We start from the raw sequence: 18,375 nt of genomic DNA, 5'->3' as shown, positions 1-18,375 counted from the left end.
GCGGGGGTGGTGGCCGGTTGGGGGGTGTCCGCGACCGGCCCGGCCCGCGGCGATGCGGCGCGGTCGGGTGGCGGGGCGGCCTACGACGTGGACGGGCAGCGGGAGGACGCCCGGCTGGCGGCCGCGCTGACCGCCGCCGCCCTGGGCTACCACCGCCGTGAGCGTCGCCCGCTGCGCTGGGCGCACGCGGACCGCCTCGACCATCCGGTGGAGGAATGGGCCGACACCCCGGGCGTGCTCATCGCCGACTGGGGCACGGTGGACACCAACTGGCACCGCACCGGCCAGCATCCCATGCGCCGCTACCTCACCCTGACCGGACGGCTCGGCACCGGTCACGCTCCCCCGCCCGGCACCCCGGTCGTCACCCTGTACGACCGTGCGACACCGGATATCCCGGCTCGCCCCGGCCGCCGCCCGCTGGCTCGCGCGACCGTGCTGGGCTGTGCGCTGGACGCCAATTTCGACGATGTGGTGCGGGTGGTGGAACTGCTGCCCGCGGGCTGCGAACCCTTCGACGAACTGCCCGCAGCCATCGCCCCGTGCCCGCCCGCGCGTGCGGACCGGCTGGAGGACGCCATCGAGGATGTGGCGCACGATCTGCTGGTGACCCTGCCGGAGGTGCCGCCGACGGCGACCTTCGACCTGCTGTGCCGCCGCCCGCCGCGGCTGCTGTCGGGTGGGGCGCTGCCGGAGGTGTTCGGCGACCATGCCGCCGCCATCACCGCGGCCGTCCTGGATCTCGCGGATTCCTATGTGGCGGTGCAGGGTCCGCCCGGCACCGGCAAGACCGACACCACCGCCCGCACGGTGGAACGCCTGGTGACCCGGTACCGGTGGCGGGTCGGCGTGGTGGCGCGCTCCCATGTGGCGGTGGAACATCTGCTGGACGCGGTGGTCCGGGTCGGGGTGCTGCCGGAACTGGTGGCCAAGGCGGACGCGCAGACGGTGGCCCCGGAGTGGTTGGGCATCGACGCCGACCGCTATGCCCGCTTCCTCGACAATGCCGTCAACGGCTGCGTGGTCGGCGGCCTGCCCGACGATTTCACCGATACCGAACGGATTCCGCGCGACAGCCTGGATCTGCTGGTGATCGCCGACGCCGGTCGTTTCCCCCTGGCCGATACCGTCGCGGTGGCGGTGAGCGCCCGAAACCTGCTGCTGGTGGGCGATCCCGCGCCGCGCGCCGGGCACGGCGCGCATCCGGAACCGGTGGACGAGGCGGTGCTGGGCTGGCTGATCGGACCGCATCGGACGCTGCCCGCCGAGTACGGCTACTTCCTGGACCGCACCTGGCGCATGCATCCGCGCATGTGCGGCCCGGTGTCGCGGCTGCGCTACGACAATCGGCTGCGGGCCAATGAAACCGTCACGCTGGCACGGGAACTCGACGGTGTCGCGCCCGGCATCCGCACCGTGACGGTCGAACATCACGGCAATGCCGCCGAATCCGCCGAGGAGGCCCGCGAAATCGTGCGCCAGGTGCGCACCCTGCTCGGTCTGCCCTGGCATACCGGGGCCGTGACCCGCCGCCTGCATCCGCACGACATCCTGGTGGTCGCGCCGTATCACGCACAGGTGGCCCGGATTCGAACCTCGTTGTCCCGCGCCCGAATCGAGGATGTACTCGTCGGCACCCCGGATCACTTCCAGGGGCGCGAGGCCGCGGTGGTACTGGTCTCCATGACCACCTCGGCCCCCAAGGACGCCCCGCACGGGGTCGCGCCGCTGCTCTCCCGGCACTGGCTGACCAGCGCCATCTCCCGCGCTATGTGGGCGGCGGTCATCGTGCGTTCACCGCTGCTGACCGAGTATCTGCCCAGCGGCACGGCGGAGCTGTCGGATCTGGCGGCGTTCCTGCAGTTGGATCGGGTCTAGCCGAAGCACTTCCCCTCACCGCGGTAGGTGGGCACGGTGGTGCGAATGCCGTTCTCCACCAGGTGAACTTCGGTGAATCGCTCGCAGAGTTCACCGGCCTTGGCATGGCGGAACCAGACGCGGTCGCCGATGCGCAGTCCACCCGCGCCGGTGAGCGGTGTTTGCACCTCACCCGCACCCTCGGTGCCGATCAGCTTCAATCCCAAGGGCCACACCGGCTTCGGCACCCGCGACGCACCCGCCGGGCCGGAGGCGATGTAACCACCGGAGAAGACGGTGGCGATGCCCGGGGCCGGGCGGCGCAGCACGGGCAGGGCGAAGTGCATGGCCGGGCGCCGGGCCAGATTGCGGTAGCCGTCGAAGAGGGTGGGCAGGTAGAGCCCGGAACCGGCGGTCACCTCGGTGACGTCCGGGTCGGTGATGCTCACTTCGATGGAGCCGGTGCCGCCGCTGTTGACGATCTCGAGTTCACCGACCTCGGCGCGCACCGCCTCCAGCACCGGGCGGCGACGCCGCAGGATTTCCGCCGCGGACATCTTCTTCACCAGGCGCACAGCGGGATTCGTGTCGGGCAGGCCGGCGATCTGCGCCTCGTAGGTCATCACGCCGACCACGTCGAAGCCGCGCCGGACGGCCGCGGCGGCCAGGGCGGCGGCCTGCTCCGGGGTGCGGATGGGCGAGCGCCGCACTCCCAGGTGCAGCGGGCCGATCCGCAGCGAGGCGTCCACGTCGAGGCAGACGCGTGGGTGCACGTGCTCGGTGCCGACGGCGGCGCGAATGAAGTCCAGCTGATCGACATCGTCGACCATGAGGGTGATGGCCGCGCGCAGCGCGTCGTCGGCGGCCAGTTCGGCCAGGGCGGCGCGGTCGGCGGTGGGGTACCCGAGCAGGATGTCGCGGGCGCCCTCGCGCACCAGCCAGATGGCCTCGCGCAGGGAGTAGCCCATGATGCCGGCGAAGCCGCCGTCGGCGGTGAGGTCCTTGCCGAGCACTTCCTCCAGCACGGCCCGGCACCGCACCGACTTGCTCGCCACCCGGATCGGTACGCCGTTGGCCCGGCGTACCAGGTCGTTCGCATTGGCCCGCAGGGCGGCGAGGTCGACGGCGGCCAGCGGCGGATCCAGATCGGCGGTGGCCGCGTGCAGCCCGCTGATCAGCGACGAATCGGTCACACAGGCCACTCAACCACGAAACTGGTCATCCGTCCAGCATTCTGGACGTGCCGAACCCGCTCACTCCTGGATTGTCCGGCCGACGCGCCCGCTGCCACCGGGCGCATCACTTCGGATCAACCGCGATCGAGCGCCTTGGTCGACAGGCTCGAGACCAGGTCGTCCAGCACCACCAGGGCGGTTTCGTCATCGCAGTCGGCCAGCCAGCGCAACACGATGCCCTGCATGACCGCGACCAGGTAGGCGGCGATGGCATCGACCGGCTCCAGCCACTCGGTGCCCGAACGCTCGGCGCACAGATGCAGGAAGGACACGACATCGGCGTCCATCTGCCGGTACATGGCCGACGCCACCGGATCCGGCGTGCAGACCGACTGGTTCTCCCAGCGACGGCGCAACACCGCCAGGGTGGATTCGTACGCCTCGATCTGCCGGTCCGGCGTGGCCTTGATGATCGGCCACAGCGCGCTGATCCCGGCGTGCAGCAGTACGCGCAGCGCCCGGGTACCGGTGAAATCGAGCGAGGCGGCGGCCTTCTCGATCGACTCGGTCATGGCGGGCCGCACTCCGATGTGAATTGTTTCTCCAGCGCTCAACGACGACTCCCTCAGCGAAAGAACTCGCGCACTTCGCACTGCGCGGCTCGCTCAGCGGGTTGCCAGATCGACACTGATCCCCCCAAGGCTTCCACCCCGGATGCAACCGCTCAACGGGTACCGATGGTAAAGGTTTTTCTGGGTGCTCGACCAGCTTTGATAGCCATTTTCGTACCTGAAGACGGTTTTGTTACCTAATCGGAACAGTGACGCGATCGAACGGGAATGTTCGGAATTAGGCTGGCGACCTGGGAACCGCCGACTTTGGCGACCGAACGGTATTTTATGGATTCGATTCCGGACAATGCCACATACTGTGCCATATGACACAGGTGTAAGCCGTAAAGCCCCCTGGTCGTAGCACGAATTCGTCCCATCGATCCGACATCGACACCCACGGTATACCGCCGTACCGATAGCCTGGGTCGGTGACTTCAGCGGGCTCCGATCAGTTCCTCATCCCCGGTACCTTCAACTACCGCGACGTCGCGGGCGCGCGCACCGGAGGCGGCGCGAAGGTCCGCTCGGGGATCCTCATGCGGTCGGCCGAACTCAGCCGCCTCGACGGCGACGGCCACGCCACCCTGCTCGAACTCGGCGTCACCGACGTGCACGACCTGCGCGGCCACGCCGAGATCGACTACATCGGTCACGACTCGCTACCCGAGGGCGTGCGGCTCAACGTCACCCCGTTCGATCCGCGCATGGGCGAGGCCCCGCCGCACGAGGCCCGCCGCCACAGCACCGCGTCCGCGCACATGCTCGAGGTCTACCGCCGGTTCCCCGCCCTGCCCGAAGCGCACACCGCCATCGCCGCCCTGGCCGACTCGATCCTGGCGGGCACCGCGCTGGTGCACTGCGCGGCGGGCAAGGACCGAACCGGCTGGGCCGTCGCCACCGTACTGCGCGCCGTCGACGTCACCGAGGACGACGTCTTCGCCGACTACCTGCGCAGCAATGACGCCGTCCCCACCCTGCGCGCGATCATCGCCGCCGGCAGCGACGAGGAGCTCTCCGACGATCTGCTCGGCGTACGCGCCGACTACCTCGCCGCGGGCACCGCCTCCATGGTGGAGATGTACGGCGGCATCGACGGCTACCTCGTCGAGATCGGCATCACCCCCGATCACCGCGAGGCCCTGCGCGCCCGCCTGCTGGAGTGAGCTCGCCCGCCAGGACTCGAACCTGGACAGCGAGAACCAAAATCTCGCGTGCTGCCGATTACACCACGGGCGAAAGCTGGTGCGGGAGATCGATCCTCGCCGATCCGGACGGTCCCCGACAAACGATTATCGGCGACCACCGCGCGTCAGCGCCGAGCACGGATGCGGAGTCCACGCCCCGTCGCCGAGCGTCGAACTCGTTTCCGGTGCGCGCCACCCCCGTTCGAGCCCCGGGTTCCCTGGTGACGGCGGCACCGGGCAACGGCGAGCCCAGGTGGAATGGCGAGACCGCGCCGCCGCCGACGCCGCGGCGGCCGGAATCGGCGCGGTGCCCGAATGACGGCACCGGGCAACGGCCATCCCGGGCAACGGCGATCCGGGAAAGACGGCGGCACCGGGCGGTTTGCGTCGGCGGCAACCGGCGATGAGAGAGCGGAACGCGCCGCCTACCGGTCGGCGCGGCGGACGAGGCCGTCGGCGTCGATGCTGACCTGATTCCCGGTGTGGAACCAGGTTCCGGTGAAACGGGATTCGGTGGTCTGCGGGTCGTTCCAGTAGCGCCGGGTGACATTGGGGCCGCGGCAGAGGAGTTCGCCGTGGCCGGTGTCGGCGCGCGGACCCCAGAGCGCGAGTTCGGTTCCGCCGAAGGCGAATCCGAGCGCGTCGCGGGTGGCGGTGTCGTCGCGGGCCAAGCCGATGCCGCTGGTCTCCGTCGCACCCCACACCGACCACTGGCGGGCCTCGGGGAAGATAGCGCGCAGGGCGGCGGCGACCGTATCGGCGGTCCCGGGTTCGGCGGCGGCGAGTTCGGCGCGATGGCCGGCGCTGCACACCCGCCCGACCCGGTCCAGGCGCAGTCCCGCCAGTTCGGGCACCAGTCCGGCGAACACCCGCGGCGTGGCCGAGACCATGTCGATGCGTTCGGATACCAGCGCTGCCGCGACCGCCTCCGGATCGGGGGCCAACACCACGGTGCCGCCCACCGCGAAGGTCGGCAGCAACTGGTCCACGCAGCCGCTGGCATGGGACAGCGGCAGCAGCAGCAGATTTCGCAGCCCGTCGATGGGCAGTTCCAGCGCACCCACCACGGAGCGGATGGCCGAGAGCAGATTCTCGTTGGTCAGCTCCACCCCCTTGGGGTCCGCGCCGTGGGCGGGGCTGGTGTAGCAGAGCAGGGCCAACTCGGTCAGCGAGGCGCCGTCGTCGATGAACGCCGCACCGTCGGGCAACGCCTCACGGAATCCGGCCGCACTGCCGCCGCCGTCCAGGATGTAGTCCGCGCAGCTGTCGTGGATCACCCGCTCCGCCAGCGCATCCGGGAGGCCCTCGTGTACCAGCACCGGCACCGCACCGGAGAGCAGCGCCCCCAGGAACGCCTGCACCCAGCGCACCCCGACCGGCATGCGCACCGCCACCCGGTCGCCGTAGCCGATGCCGTGCTCCTGCAATCCGCCCGCGATACGGGAGGCCGAGTACCACAGCTCGCGGTAGGTGAGGCGGGGGCCGCCGATCTCGACCACCGCCTCCCGTGCCGCGAAGGTGTGCACCTGGATGTCCAGCAGCTCGGTGAGCGCCGGATTCAGGTTGCCGTACCGCAGCACGCCGTCGGCACCGCGCGCAAGGGGGTTGTCGCTCCGGGCTTTTCGCGATTCGCACGACGCCTGGGGATATTCGACCAGTAACTGCGACATCCGTCCCTCCGAGTGCCTCCGAGCCATCAGGCACCAGTGACTATATGATGCACGTCACATTCTAGGGTGGATTGTCGGCAAACGTCTTTCAGCCGTCACCCGGCTGAAACCGACTCACTGACCGGTATAGGTGGCCTTACCTGGGCCGACCTCGAGGAAGCTGCGCACCGCGCCCTGCAGATCGGCGGTGTCGAACAGCGCGCCGGAGACGGCCGGGGTCACCGAATCGGCGTGGGCGACACCGCCGGAGCGCCACGCCTCGATGATCTGCTTGGTGGCGGCGTGCGCCTTGGTGGGACCGTCGGCGAGGCGGGCCAGCAGCGCGCGGGCGGCGGTGTCGACGTCGTCGTGGACGGCGTTGACCACACCCCAGTCGGCCATGGTGGCGGCGTCGTAGAGGTCGCCGGTCATGACGAATTCGCGGGCGCGGCCGGATCCGGCCCGCTCGGCCAGCCGCTGCGGGCCGCCCATGGACGGGGTCAGCCCGACCACTGTCTCCACCAAGCCGAACGTGGCCTTGGGCGCGGCCAGAATGACATCGCAGGCCAGCGCGACCTCGAAGGCGGCGGTCAGGGTGAGGCCGTGCGCGGCGAATACGACCGGGCAGGGCAGCGCCTCCACCGGGTGGATGATGCGCGCGAACAGGGTCCGCCACAGTTCCGCACCCTGATCGGGGGTGAGGCCGTCGAAGATGTGCACGTCCACGCCGCCCGACACCAGCTTGCCCTCGGCGCGTAGCAGAAGCGCCCGCGGCGGGGTGGCCGACAGCTCGGCGATATCGGCCGCCAGAGCCTCCATCAGCGCCTTGTCGAAGAGGTTCAGCGGCGGATGCGCGATGGTGATGACGGCGGCCCGCGCGCCACCCTCGGTGGTGACGTATTCGAGACGGGTCGGCTTGGTGTCGGTCATGAGGGCGAATCTAGGCGCTGGCGCGACCGGGCGACAGCCCTGCCCACCGACGGAGTCACGCCCTACTGGGAGCGCGCGCCTTCTGACAGACTGGCCGGGTGACTACTTCGGCTTCGGACACTTCGCAGCGCGGCAGCTACGTCGAACCCGGCGAGTTCACGCGGGACGCCAACTACATCACCACCCGGATCACCGCCGACGGGCGCGACGGCTACCCGGTGGAGCCCGGCCGCTACCGACTGGTCGCGGCGCGCGCCTGCCCGTGGGCCAATCGCACGCTCATCGTGCGGCGACTGCTCGGCCTGGAACCGGTGCTGTCGCTGGGCCTTTGCGGGCCCACACACGACAAGCGCAGCTGGACCTTCGATCTCGACCCGGGCGGCGTGGATCCCGTACTGGGCATCCACTTCCTGGCCGATGCGTACTTCGCGCGCTTCCCCGACTACCCGCGCGGCATCACCGTCCCCGCCGTCGTGGACGAACGCACCGGGCAGGTCGTCACCAACGACTACGCCCGGATGACACTCGACTTCGCCACGGAGTGGACCGAACACCACCGCGCGGGCGCGCCGCGGCTGTATCCGGAGGAGCTGCGCGCCGAGATCGACTCGGTGAACCGGCGGGTCTACACCGAGGTCAACAACGGCGTCTACCGCTGCGGATTCGCGGGCTCCCAGGACGCCTACGACGCCGCCTACGATCGGCTGTTCACGGCGCTGGACTGGCTCTCCGAACGGCTCGCCGGGCAGCGCTACCTGGTGGGCGAGACCATCACCGAGGCCGATGTGCGGCTGTTCACCACGCTGGTGCGATTCGACGCCGTGTACCACGGGCACTTCAAATGCAATCGCGAGAAGCTGACCGAACTGCCGGTGCTGTGGGCCTACGCCCGCGACCTGTTTCAGACGCCCGGCTTCGGGGACACCGTCGACTTCACGCAGATCAAACAGCACTACTACATCGTCCACCGGGACATAAACCCGACGGGGATCGTGCCCAAGGGGCCGGAACTGTCGAATTGGCTCACCCCGCACGGACGGGAAGCGCTGGGCGGCAATCCGTTCGGCGACGGCACCCCACCCCCGCCGCCGGTGGAGGCCGAGCGCGTACCGGCCGAGCACGGGGCGTAGCGGGACGCGTGGAGGCGCAACCCGCCACGGGTGAACGGCAGTGACCTCCGCCCGCCGTGAGTGGAAGGAAATCCACCTCCCGGACGGCAGCGGCGCACTCCATCTCCCGAGCGCGCGGGATGCGTCACATTCGGCTGTCCGGCGGGTCCTGACCTCGCGGGCGCGAAAGACAGCCCGCCCCAGCACCGGTGGGTCGCGGTTCCGTTACCGGTGTCGGGTGCGGCGGCGCGCCGTCAGGACTCTCCGTGCCCCCTGTAGGTGCCGAAACTCCAGTACACACCCTCGGGATCGCGGACGGTGAAGCCGCGGGACTCGTAGCCCTCCTCCTCCCGCAGCTCCCGGGTGACCCTCGCCCCGGCCGCGCGGGCGCGGTCGTGCAGGGCGTCCACGTCGTCGAGGGCGATGTATACGCAGCCCGCGCCGGGCGGCAGCTCCCTGGCGGCCATATCATCCCGCCAGGAGCCGAGCATGACCCCGCCACCGCCGGGCCACGCCAGCTCGGCGTGGTACACCCTCTCTCCCTCGGCGTAGCAGGCGCGGGTCTCGAATCCGAAGGCCCGCTCCAGGAAGTCGATGGCGGCGCGGGCGTCACGGTAGGTCAGGCACGGCCAGATCGCCGTGCCGGTGGGCGCGGTGGGCGTCGACGCGACGGAGGTCGGTACAGCGGTGGTCGATTCTGCGGCGGTCGATTCAGCGGTGGTCGATTCAGCGGCGGTCGATTCAGTCATGGGACGAGGATCCCGCCGCGTACGGGAGCTGGTCTTGGACGAATGGGAACACCTCGCGCTCCCGCCACACCGACGGCGGCAGACCGGCGAATTCGCGCCATTCCCGGGCCATATGCGCCTGGTCGTAGTACCCGGCGCGGGTGGCGACCTCCGCGAGCGCGGGCACGTCCGGCAACCGCAGCAGTCGGTGCGAGCGCTCGAAGCGGGCGATGCGGGCGGCGTCCTTCGGCGAGATGCCGAATTCGGCGGTGAACCGATTGACCAGATGCCTGCGGCTCCACCCGATATCGGCGGCCACGTCGCCGACCCGCACCCAGGGGCAGGGCCCCGAGAGCAGATCCCAGGCCCGCGTGAGCTCGTCGGCCCAGGGCACCGGGCGCACCTCGCGCAGCAGGATGTCGTCCAGCACGGCGAACCGCTCCGACCAGGCGGTCGTCGCCGAAACCCGGTCCCGCAACTCCACCGCCCGCGCGCCCAGCAGGTCACCGAGATCCACCACCCACGAACCCAGCGCCGCGGTGGGAACACCCAGCAGTGCGCGTGCCCCGCGCGGGGTCAAACCCAACTGGATGCCGTGCTGGAAACCATCGTGCGCGACCAGGGCCGGGCGCACCGTCAATCCGCTGGCCAACATGTCCCAGCGCCCGCCCGCCTGCTCCGGATGCGAGGACACCGGCACGTCCACCGGTTCGTCGATGGTGACCAGCACGGTCAGCGTGGTCGCGGGCATGCCCACATGCGTCCCCGGCGCGAAGCCGCGCAACAGGTAGCCCTCGTAGGAGAGGACATACGGTCGCAGACGCGGATCGGGCAGGCCCCGAGCGCCCTCGGACACTCCGGTCACCTGATCACGGTAAGCCCGCGCACCGACAGCCACCACCCCGCCGCGCGAAGCTCCCGGGGTCCATCACCACTACCGCAACATCCGCGAGCCGCTCCCGGCCACAGCGAGCGTCACGGTCCACCGCCACCACCAGCGTGCGGTGCGGCACCTGCTGCCAGGCCCGAAGCCTCGGGTCCACCGAACCCAGCTCGCGGACATCGCCAGCGCACCCAACACCAAGCCTCGGGTCCACCGAACCCGGCTCGCGGACATCGCCAGCGCACCCAACACCAAGCCTCGGGTCCACCGAACCCAGCTCGCGGACATCGCCAGCGCACCCAACACCAAGCCTCGGGTCCACCGAACCCAGCTCGCGGACATCGCCAGCGCACCCAACACCAAGGCTCACGGCCCCGGCGCGTGCGGGCCACCGGCACCAAGCCTCGCAGTCCACCGCGGCCCACACGGGGTGCGTCACCGCCCGGCTCGCACGGAGCGTCGCGTCCGCCACGCGGCGCGGGCGAGCGGGAGGCCGCATTCTGGGTATTGCACAGGTGTCCGCCGGTACGGCGGCGGCCGCTCGCCCGGGTACAGCCGGTGATCGATCCGGAACCGCCGTACATCGCGGATCGTTGTCTTCGTGCCATAGAGTTCTGGTCAGCGGACCGGAGGAGAGGGGTGTTGTCGATGTTCAAGGGCGGACTGGAGAAGACGGTCGTCTCGCTGCTCGACAACGGATCACAGGTGCAGGCGCCTGCCGTCGCCAAGTACGTGGAACGGCTGCGCAAGGCCCATCCGGACGAATCCCCGGCGCAGATCATCACGCGACTGGAGAAGCTGTACCTGACCACGGTGACCGGCAGCGGCACCGCCGTCGGCGCGGCCGCCGCGGTGCCCGGCGTCGGGACCGTCGCCTCGGTGGCGGCCATCTCCGCGGAGACCGCGTTCTTCCTGGAGGCCTCCGCGGTGTTCACCCTCGCCGTCGCCGCGGTGCACGGTGTCGCACCCGAGGACAAGGAGCGCCGCCGCGCGCTGGTGCTCGCCGTGGTGCTCGGCGAGAGCGGTATGGAGATCGTGCAGAAGAGCGTCGGTCACTCCGCCAAGAACTGGGGCACCCTGCTGGCCAACAAGATTCCCGGCATCAGCAGCATGAACGATTCGCTGCTCAAGCGATTCCTGGTGCAGTTCATCACCAAACGCAGCGCGCTCATGTTCGGCAAGGTGCTGCCCGCCGGAATCGGCGCCGCCGTCGGCGGTTTCGGTAACCGGGCGCTGGGCCATCGGCTCATCGACAACTCCCGGCAGGCGTTCGGCACCCCGCCGCGCACCTGGCCGCAACCACACGTCATCGACGCCGACCCGCTGCCCGCCCTGGACGCGGCAGACAAGCAGGCGCGATGAGCCCGGCGCGGCCGCTCGCCTTCGCCGTCGCGGGCCTGCACAAGACCTTCGATACCGCGCCCGTGGTCCGCGATGTGAGTTTCGTGGTGCCGGCCGGAACCGTCGCCGCACTCGTCGGCCCGCCGGGGGCCGGCAAATCCACCGTGCTGCGCATGCTGCTCGGCCTGCTGCCACCCACCTCCGGCACCGTGAACATCGGCGGCCCCGGTCCGGGCGTGCGTCCGGGACGGCGCGCGGTGGGCGCCGCGCTCATCCCGCGCGGACTGCACCCCGCCCGCACCGCCCGCGATCAGCTGCGGGTATTCGCCGGTGCCGCAGGGGTTTCCGATGCTCGGGTGGACGAACTGCTCGCCCTGGTGCGCCTGGACACCGTGGGCGGTCAGCGCATCCAGTCCTACACACCGGGTATGAGCACCCGGCTGGCCCTGGCCGCCGCACTCCTCGGCGATCCGCCGCTGCTGGTGCTCGACGAGCCGACCCTGGGCCTGGACCCCGTGGAGACGGCATGGCTCACCGAGTTCCTGCGGGCACACGCCCGACGCGGCGGCACCGTCGTGCTCACCGCGCGCACCCTCAGCGCGGCGCTGCCGATGGCCGACGAGTTGATCGTGCTGGACCGTGGGGCCATCGCCTACCAGGGCAGTCCGGCGCGACTGCGCCGCAGCCACCCGGACCGGCTGCTGGTCAAGTCCTCCAGCCAGATCGCGCTGGCCACCACACTCGCCGCCCACGGCTTCACGGACGCGGTGATGCGGCCGGACGGTCGGCTCGCCGTCGCCGAGGTGACCCTCGCCCAGTTGGAGACGGCCGCCGCGGCGGCGCGGGTGCAGCTCACCGAGGTCAGTGCCGAACACGTCCACCCGGATCAGGTGCTCGCCACCCTCACCCGGGGCACGCCCGCTCCCCCGTCTCCGGCGTTGTACGCGATGCCGCGGTGACAACCGCCGTGCCGCACAGGTTTCCGACCGGAAGGTAGTCGATGATCCGCACCGTGCCGCCCGCCGTGCTCCAGGCGGGTACCTCCGAGGTCCGCAAGGTCACCTCGCTGCGTATGAACCGGACCATGGCCGGGGCGCTGGTGCTGGTCGGAGCGATCGTGTTCACCGTCGCCGGGCTCACGGTGGAGACCGCCATCGCCAGCGACGGCATCTCGCACACCATGGCGGCCGGGTCGGCGCTGCTCGCCGTGGGGGCGACGCTGGCGGCGGCCATCGTGCTGGCCGGAATATTCGGCGCGGTCGGTTCCGGGGCCGAGTACCGGCACCACACGCTGCCGGTGAGCGCGCTGCTCACCCCGGACCGCAATCTGTTGTTCGGCTCCAAATTGGCTGTGACAGCGGCCTTCGCGGTCGGCACGGTGCTGCTCACCGAGGTGCTCGGCCTCGGGGCCTTCCTGCTGTTCGGCAGCGAGCGGCTGCAATTGCACGCCTGGTTCTTCGGACTGCTCGGCGGCGTGCTGCTGAGCGCGCTGTGCTGGGCGCTGCTGGGTGCGGCACTGGGGTACCTGCTGCGCTCACCCGTCCGAGCCGTCGCGGTCATCGTCGGGTGGACGGTGCTGGAACCGCTGGTGTGGGTGGTCTCGCAGGGGGTGGGCATTCCGGGCTTCGCCACCGTGCTGCCGGTCTCGGCCACCCTCGCCACCGCCACCGCGGGCGCGTTCGCCGATGCCGCGTTCATCGCGCACACCCCGGCGGCCATCGTGGTGCTGCTGCTGTGGACCGTCGGCACGGTGACCGCGGCCTGGTGGTTCCTCCGGGTGCGCGACCTCTAGTCGGTGACGATCGAAAGCCGCTGCCACACGGTGTGATCCGTGGCGGGCCACCCGGAGTGTCGGTCCCGTACACGGCGATCTCGGCGGCCGAGTCCAGCGGGCGGGTCACCGCGCGCAGTTCCCGCCCACCGCGGCACCCGAAACCAGCCAGCGGACTTGGCGGAACACCCGGCCCGGCAAGCCGGCCATCCGCCGGAAGCCGAGCACCGCTCCGCGGAACGCGGCTGAGCGCTCCGGGCGGGGACGAACAGAACGGCGTGATCGAAGCGCTGAATCGGCGGGGCGGCTCCGACCGGCACTGCGCACAAGCGGGCGTCCCGATCCGGCGGGAACAAAATCACGTCGGTGCGGGTAGATACCGTCGATACGGATGACTGCGATCCAGACCGATGAGCCGACGAACCGACCGGCGGCGGGCGCCGCGCACGGTGGGTGGATTCGGCGCTTGTGGGCGCGCTGCCGGGAGCATCCGTGGGTGCTGCTCGGCATCACCGCGGCCCTGCTCGCGGGGGCCGTCGTCGAGGTGACCGGGCCGCTGCTGGCCAAACGCGCCTTGGACGGGGCGACGGCGGGCGATACCGCGATCATCGGGGTGATGGCCGGATTCATGGCCGCGCTGGCGGTGGGGCGGTTCGCGGCCACCTTCACCCGGCGCTGGCTGGCGGGGCGGTTGGCGCTGGACGTGCAGCACGAACTGCGACTGGATCTGCTGGCGGCACTGCAGCGGCTGGACGGGCGGGGGCAGGACGCGCTGCGGACCGGGCAGGTGGTCTCACGCTCGATCACCGATCTGCAACTCGTGCAGGGACTGCTGGCCATGGCGCCCTGGTCGACCATGGCGGCCCTGCAATTCGTGCTGGCGGCCGCGGTGATGCTGTGGCTGTCGCCGCCGCTGGCCCTGACCGCACTGCTGGTGGTGCCCGCCATCGCCGTGGTGGTGTATCGGATTCGGCCGCGGCTGTACGCGGCCACCTGGTCGGCGCAGCAGCGGGCGGCCGATCTCGCCCAGCATGTGGAGGAGACCGTCACCGGAGTCCGGGTGGTGAAGGGCTTCGGGCAGGAATCCCGCATGGTCGGCGTGCTCGAGGGGCACGGCAGGCGGCTGTTCGCCGAGCGCATGCGGGCGGCGCGACTCGATGCCCGATTCGCGCCGACGCTGGCGGCCATCCCGCAGGCCGGGCTGGTCGGCGTGATCGCGGTCGGCGGGCTGCTGGCGCTGCGTGGATCGATCGGGGTCGGCACCTTCCTGGCGTTCACGGCCTATGTGGCGACCATGACCGCGGCGGCCCGCACCATCTCCTCGGTGCTGGTGATGGCGCAGCTGACCCGCGCCGCCGCCGAGCGTGTGCACCAGGTGATCGACAGCGCCCCGCACCGGACCGATCCGGAGCATCCGGTCGCCCTGCCCAGCGGGCCGCTCGGCATCGAGATCGACGGGCTGGGCTTCGGATTCGATCGGGAGCAGCCCATCCTGCGCGATTTCACGCTGACGGTGGAACCGGGTGAGACGGTGGCGATCATCGGTCCCGCCGGATCGGGAAAGTCCACCCTCGCGCTGCTGCTGCCCCGCTTCTACCCGCCCGACGCCGGTCGAATCATGCTGCGCGGCGGTGACTCCCGGGCCGATCTCGCCCAACTGCGGGCCGCCGACCTGCGTTCGGCCATCGGGGTGGTGTTCGACGAGCCGTTCCTGTTCTCCGACACCATCACCGCCAATATCGCCCTCGGCCGACCCGACGCCACCGCCGCCGAGATCCGTGCCGCCGCCGCGATGGCCGCGGCCGACGAATTCATCGAGGCGCTGCCGCAGGGCTACGACACCGTGGTGGGCGAGCGCGGACTCACCCTCTCCGGCGGTCAGCGCCAGCGCATCGCCCTGGCCCGCGCCCTGCTCACCGATCCGCGCATCCTGGTTCTCGACGACGCCACCTCCGCCGTCGACGCCGTCACCGAGGCCGCCATCTTCGACGCCCTCCCCCACCGCGCGGGCCGCACCACCGTCATCCTCGCCCACCGCGAATCCACCCTGGCCCGCGCCGACCGCGTCATCCGCCTCCCCGGCCCGGACCTCACCGTGCCGACCACCGACCCACGCAACCTCACCGCGCCGACCGCCGACCCACGCAACCTCACCAGCCCGACCACCGACCCGCGCAACCTCACCGTGCCTCTCGCCGACGCGCGCGATCTCACCCGGCCGCCCGATCCGGCGACCATCGACACCGCGCGCACGCCCGGTACGACCGCGCCGTCAGGAATAGTCGCGGAACGTCATCAGGAACCCGGCAACGGCCACCATGAACAGCGTCGCGAACCCGAGCACCCGCAACCACACGACCGACCAGTCGCGCACCCACAGCCCGGCGAGCATGACGAACAGCAGCATGAGCACCCCGTAAAACGGGGTCCGCTGGGGATGTCGTCCCATACCTCCGGCGTACTCCCCGCACCGCCCGCCCGCCAGCACACCCGGTCGGACCACCGATCAACAGGCAGCGGCCCCGACACCGACGCCCGGGCGAGCACCGAACCACCCCACTGCGACCCCGCCGCAAGCAACGAACAGCCGCCAAACGACGAGGCGGTCACCCACCACGAGCCCGTACCCGCGACCGATCACCGACCGGTCACCACGACCAAGCAACCGCACACCGAACGCCGAGCACACGGCGGGTCCCCGTACGGCGAATCCGCACCGGCATCGGATCCACCGGGCGAGCGCGCGAACGTCGACTCCGGCCGCCAATCGCCAAAGGCCACCCCGACGGACAGCGGGCACCACGTGGGGGCCGCCGGTCCGGACGGCAGGCACCAGGCGGACCTCCCAGGCCCGGACAGCAAACACCACCTGGACACCGCAGGCCCGGTCAGCGAATACCACACGGACCCTGCGAGTCCGAGCCGCAAGCGTCACGTGAGCACCGCCGGTCCGGACGGCGGACACGACCCGTACCCCGTCCCTGTGGGGCACGGCACGGCCGGTCCCAGTGAGCTCGATCCGGATACGCCGCCGGAGGTGCGGCGGTCGCTGCGGAAGCTGGCACCGGCCACCGAGCTGCCCGGGGTGGACGAGCAGGGGTTGCGGGAGCCCGATCCCGGGTTCCGGTTGCGGCGGGCGCTGCGGCCGGTGCGGTGGCTGGTGGCGGCGACCGTGCTGCTGCTCGGACTGGATGCGCTGGTGAGCGTGGGATTCCCGTCTCTCGTGCGATTCGCCATCGACCATGGTGTGAGTGCTGGGAACGGCGCGGCGCTGGGATGGGCCGCCGGGAGCGGCGCGGTGCTGGTCGCGGTCGGGTGGGTGGTGGCCTCGGCGGCGCTGCTGTGGGGGTCGCGGGCCGGGGAGCGGGTGTTGTACGGGCTGCGGGTGCGCAGTTACGCGCATTTGCAGCGGCTGGGCCAGGACTACTACGAGCGCGAACTGTCCGGTCGGATCATGACCCGGATGACCACCGATATCGACGCGCTGTCGACCTTCCTGCAGACCGGCGTGCCCGAGGTGGTGGTCAGCCTGCTGACCGTGGTGGGCATCGCCGCGGCGCTGCTGCTGATCGACGCACAGCTGGCACTGGTGATCATCGCCGCCATACCGCCGCTGGCCCTGGCCACCTGGCTGTTCCGCCGGGTGTCGAATTCGGCCTACAGCGCGGCGCGCGAGCACGCCGCCACCGTGAACGCCGACTTCCAGGAGAACGTGTCGGGGCTGCGGGTGGTGCAGGCGTACCGGCACGAGCCGCGGGCCGCACGCCGATTCGCCCGGTACTCCGACAACTACCGGGCCAGCCGGATGCGGGCGCAGCGCGCCATCGCGGTGTTCTTCTCCTTCGTCGGCGCGTGGACGGATCTGGCGCTGGCCGCCGTGGTGTTCGCCGGAGCCTGGCAGGTGGCGCGGGGCACCACCACGGCGGGCACGCTGGTGGCGTTCGTGCTGTACCTGGGCCTGCTGTTCGGTCCCATCCACCAGCTGTCCCAGCTCTTCGACGGCTATCAGCAGGCGCGGGTGGGCCTGCGGCGCATCGGCGAACTGTTGCGCACCGAATCCTCCATCGCGCCCGATCCGGAGAACGCGGTCCCGATCGCAGGTGAACTGCGCGGTGAGGTGGTATTCGAGAATGTGCGATTCCGGTATCCGACCGCCTCGACCCCGGCCCTGGACGGGGTGAGTTTCCGCATTCCCGCCGGTGGCAGCCTCGCGCTCGTCGGCGCGACGGGTGCGGGCAAGTCGACGATCGTCAAACTGCTGGCCCGGCTCTACGACCTGCCCCGGGATCCGGATTCCGGCGGCGTCTTCGTCGACGGCGTCGATATCCGGGACTACCGGCTCACCGACTACCGCTCCCGATTGGGCGTGGTGCCGCAGGAAGCTCACCTCTTCACCGGCGACGTGGCGAGCAATATCTCATTTGGCAAACCTTTCGCCACCACCTCACAGATCGCTCGGGCAGCCGATGAAGTGGGAGCGCTCGACACCATCGCGGCGCTGCCGCGCGGGTTCGGGCAGCCGGTCGGCGAACGGGGACGGGGACTGTCGGCGGGCCAGCGGCAGCTCATCGCCCTGGCGCGGGCCGAGCTGGTGCACCCGGATCTGCTGCTGCTCGACGAGGCCACGGCCGTGCTCGACCCGGCGGCCGAGGCATCGGTGCTGGTCGCGAGCCGATCGGTGACGCGCGGGCGGACCGCGATCATTGTCGCGCATCGCCTGGCCACCGCCGCCCAGGCCGATCGGATCGCGGTCGTGGAGCACGGCCGCATCACCGAAATCGGCACCCATGACGAACTGCTGGCCGCCGCGGGCACGTACTCCCGCCTGTGGGCTGCGGCGGGTGCGGAGAAAGGAATATTCTCGGGCGGGGACGAGTCGTCACCAAGGGAGATGTCCACTCGGTGGTAGTCCACGCCCACGGGCGATCGGGCGGGGGCATATCCTCAGTGGGGGCGCATCGGCGCGCATCTTGCCGATTACCCGTGCCGGGCACGTCACAAACGTCGCAGCGCGAAGAACGAAATGAGGCGAACACCTGCTGTGAGCAGCTCAACAGACCAGTTCGGACAGAACCAGTGGCTCGTCGACGAGATGTACCAGAAGTACAAACAGGACCCGTCGTCTGTCGATGAG

13 protein-coding genes and 1 tRNA gene are annotated in these 18,375 nt (G+C 70.7%); 7 read left to right on the top strand and 7 right to left on the bottom strand.

Annotation, left to right across the window (positions count from 1 at the left end):
• On the top strand, positions 1 to 1,878 hold a 1,878-nt coding region (locus QK444_RS14150; protein WP_282780489.1), incomplete at its 5' end, for a DEAD/DEAH box helicase.
• Here the strand turns inward: QK444_RS14150 and QK444_RS14145 are convergent.
• Entirely contained in the window at positions 1,875 to 3,059 is a 1,185-nt protein-coding gene (locus QK444_RS14145) for an amino acid deaminase/aldolase (RefSeq protein ID WP_282780487.1), read from the bottom strand. The two genes, QK444_RS14150 and QK444_RS14145, sit on opposite strands and share 4 nt — an antisense overlap.
• 107 nt (positions 3,060 to 3,166) lie before the next feature.
• Complete coding sequence (locus QK444_RS14140; RefSeq protein ID WP_282780484.1) at positions 3,167 to 3,604, bottom strand: TetR family transcriptional regulator; 438 nt, start codon at positions 3,602 to 3,604, stop codon at positions 3,167 to 3,169.
• A 470-nt stretch (positions 3,605 to 4,074) separates the two neighbouring features.
• On the opposite strand from QK444_RS14140, the gene QK444_RS14135 reads away from it, so the two are divergent.
• Positions 4,075 to 4,809: a tyrosine-protein phosphatase gene (locus QK444_RS14135; RefSeq protein ID WP_282780482.1), complete on the top strand. Its 735-nt coding sequence runs from the start codon at positions 4,075 to 4,077 to the stop codon at positions 4,807 to 4,809.
• Position 4,810: 1 nt separating this feature from the next.
• Here QK444_RS14135 and QK444_RS14130 read toward each other — a convergent pair.
• The 3 genes from QK444_RS14130 to QK444_RS14120 form a co-directional block, all read right to left on the bottom strand.
• Positions 4,811 to 4,882, bottom strand: a tRNA-Gln gene (locus QK444_RS14130).
• 373 nt (positions 4,883 to 5,255) lie between these two features.
• Complete coding sequence (locus QK444_RS14125; protein ID WP_282780480.1) at positions 5,256 to 6,500, bottom strand: AMP-binding protein; 1,245 nt, start codon at positions 6,498 to 6,500, stop codon at positions 5,256 to 5,258.
• Positions 6,501 to 6,614: 114 nt separating this feature from the next.
• On the bottom strand, positions 6,615 to 7,409 hold the full coding sequence (locus QK444_RS14120) for an enoyl-CoA hydratase/isomerase family protein (protein WP_282780478.1): 795 nt from the start codon (positions 7,407 to 7,409) through the stop codon (positions 6,615 to 6,617).
• 98 nt (positions 7,410 to 7,507) lie between these two features.
• On the opposite strand from QK444_RS14120, the gene QK444_RS14115 reads away from it, so the two are divergent.
• On the top strand, positions 7,508 to 8,539 hold the full coding sequence (locus QK444_RS14115; protein ID WP_282780476.1) for a glutathione S-transferase C-terminal domain-containing protein: 1,032 nt from the start codon (positions 7,508 to 7,510) through the stop codon (positions 8,537 to 8,539).
• 233 nt (positions 8,540 to 8,772) lie between these two features.
• On the opposite strand, the gene QK444_RS14110 is transcribed toward QK444_RS14115, so the two are convergent.
• Positions 8,773 to 9,153 carry a VOC family protein gene (locus QK444_RS14110; RefSeq protein ID WP_282780491.1) on the bottom strand — a complete coding sequence of 127 codons (381 nt, stop codon included), beginning with the start codon at positions 9,151 to 9,153 and terminating at the stop codon, positions 8,773 to 8,775.
• A gap of 106 nt (positions 9,154 to 9,259) precedes the next feature.
• Positions 9,260 to 10,111, bottom strand: coding sequence for a helix-turn-helix domain-containing protein (locus tag QK444_RS14105; protein ID WP_282780474.1), 852 nt, complete (start codon positions 10,109 to 10,111; stop codon positions 9,260 to 9,262).
• 666 nt (positions 10,112 to 10,777) lie between these two features.
• Between QK444_RS14105 and QK444_RS14100 the strand changes: the two genes are divergently transcribed.
• The 4 genes from QK444_RS14100 to QK444_RS14085 all read left to right on the top strand — a co-directional run bounded on the left by QK444_RS14100 (position 10,778) and on the right by QK444_RS14085 (position 18,150).
• Entirely contained in the window at positions 10,778 to 11,491 is a 714-nt protein-coding gene (locus tag QK444_RS14100; protein WP_029931518.1) for a hypothetical protein, read from the top strand.
• The gene (locus QK444_RS14095; RefSeq protein WP_282780473.1) at positions 11,488 to 12,429 is read left to right on the top strand and encodes an ATP-binding cassette domain-containing protein; all 942 of its coding nucleotides are present in this window, start codon (positions 11,488 to 11,490) and stop codon (positions 12,427 to 12,429) included. The genes QK444_RS14100 and QK444_RS14095 overlap by 4 nt, the downstream gene beginning before the upstream one ends.
• Before the next feature lie 41 nt (positions 12,430 to 12,470).
• Entirely contained in the window at positions 12,471 to 13,262 is a 792-nt protein-coding gene (locus QK444_RS14090) for an ABC transporter permease (protein ID WP_282780472.1), read from the top strand.
• Between the two features lie 370 nt (positions 13,263 to 13,632).
• Positions 13,633 to 18,150 carry an ABC transporter transmembrane domain-containing protein gene (locus QK444_RS14085; protein WP_282780471.1) on the top strand — a complete coding sequence of 1,506 codons (4,518 nt, stop codon included), beginning with the start codon at positions 13,633 to 13,635 and terminating at the stop codon, positions 18,148 to 18,150.
• The last annotated feature ends 225 nt before the right edge of the window (positions 18,151 to 18,375 follow it).

This window comes from Nocardia sp. CC201C, assembly GCF_030010695.1.
In the GTDB taxonomy this organism is placed as follows: domain Bacteria; phylum Actinomycetota; class Actinomycetes; order Mycobacteriales; family Mycobacteriaceae; genus Nocardia; species Nocardia otitidiscaviarum.
The sequence above is the reverse complement of the archived record's forward strand: the minus strand, read 5'-3'. Positions and strand labels throughout refer to the sequence as shown.

Coding starts and splice junctions, on each gene's coding strand:
- QK444_RS14100 (WP_029931518.1), top strand. CDS start 10,778: ATGTTCAAGGGCGGACTGGAGAAGACGGTCGTCTCGCTGCTCGACAAC.
- QK444_RS14085 (WP_282780471.1), top strand. CDS start 13,633: ATGACTGCGATCCAGACCGATGAGCCGACGAACCGACCGGCGGCGGGC.
- QK444_RS14140 (WP_282780484.1), bottom strand. CDS start 3,604: ATGACCGAGTCGATCGAGAAGGCCGCCGCCTCGCTCGATTTCACCGGT.
- QK444_RS14120 (WP_282780478.1), bottom strand. CDS start 7,409: ATGACCGACACCAAGCCGACCCGTCTCGAATACGTCACCACCGAGGGT.
- QK444_RS14125 (WP_282780480.1), bottom strand. CDS start 6,500: ATGTCGCAGTTACTGGTCGAATATCCCCAGGCGTCGTGCGAATCGCGA.
- QK444_RS14090 (WP_282780472.1), top strand. CDS start 12,471: ATGATCCGCACCGTGCCGCCCGCCGTGCTCCAGGCGGGTACCTCCGAG.
- QK444_RS14095 (WP_282780473.1), top strand. CDS start 11,488: ATGAGCCCGGCGCGGCCGCTCGCCTTCGCCGTCGCGGGCCTGCACAAG.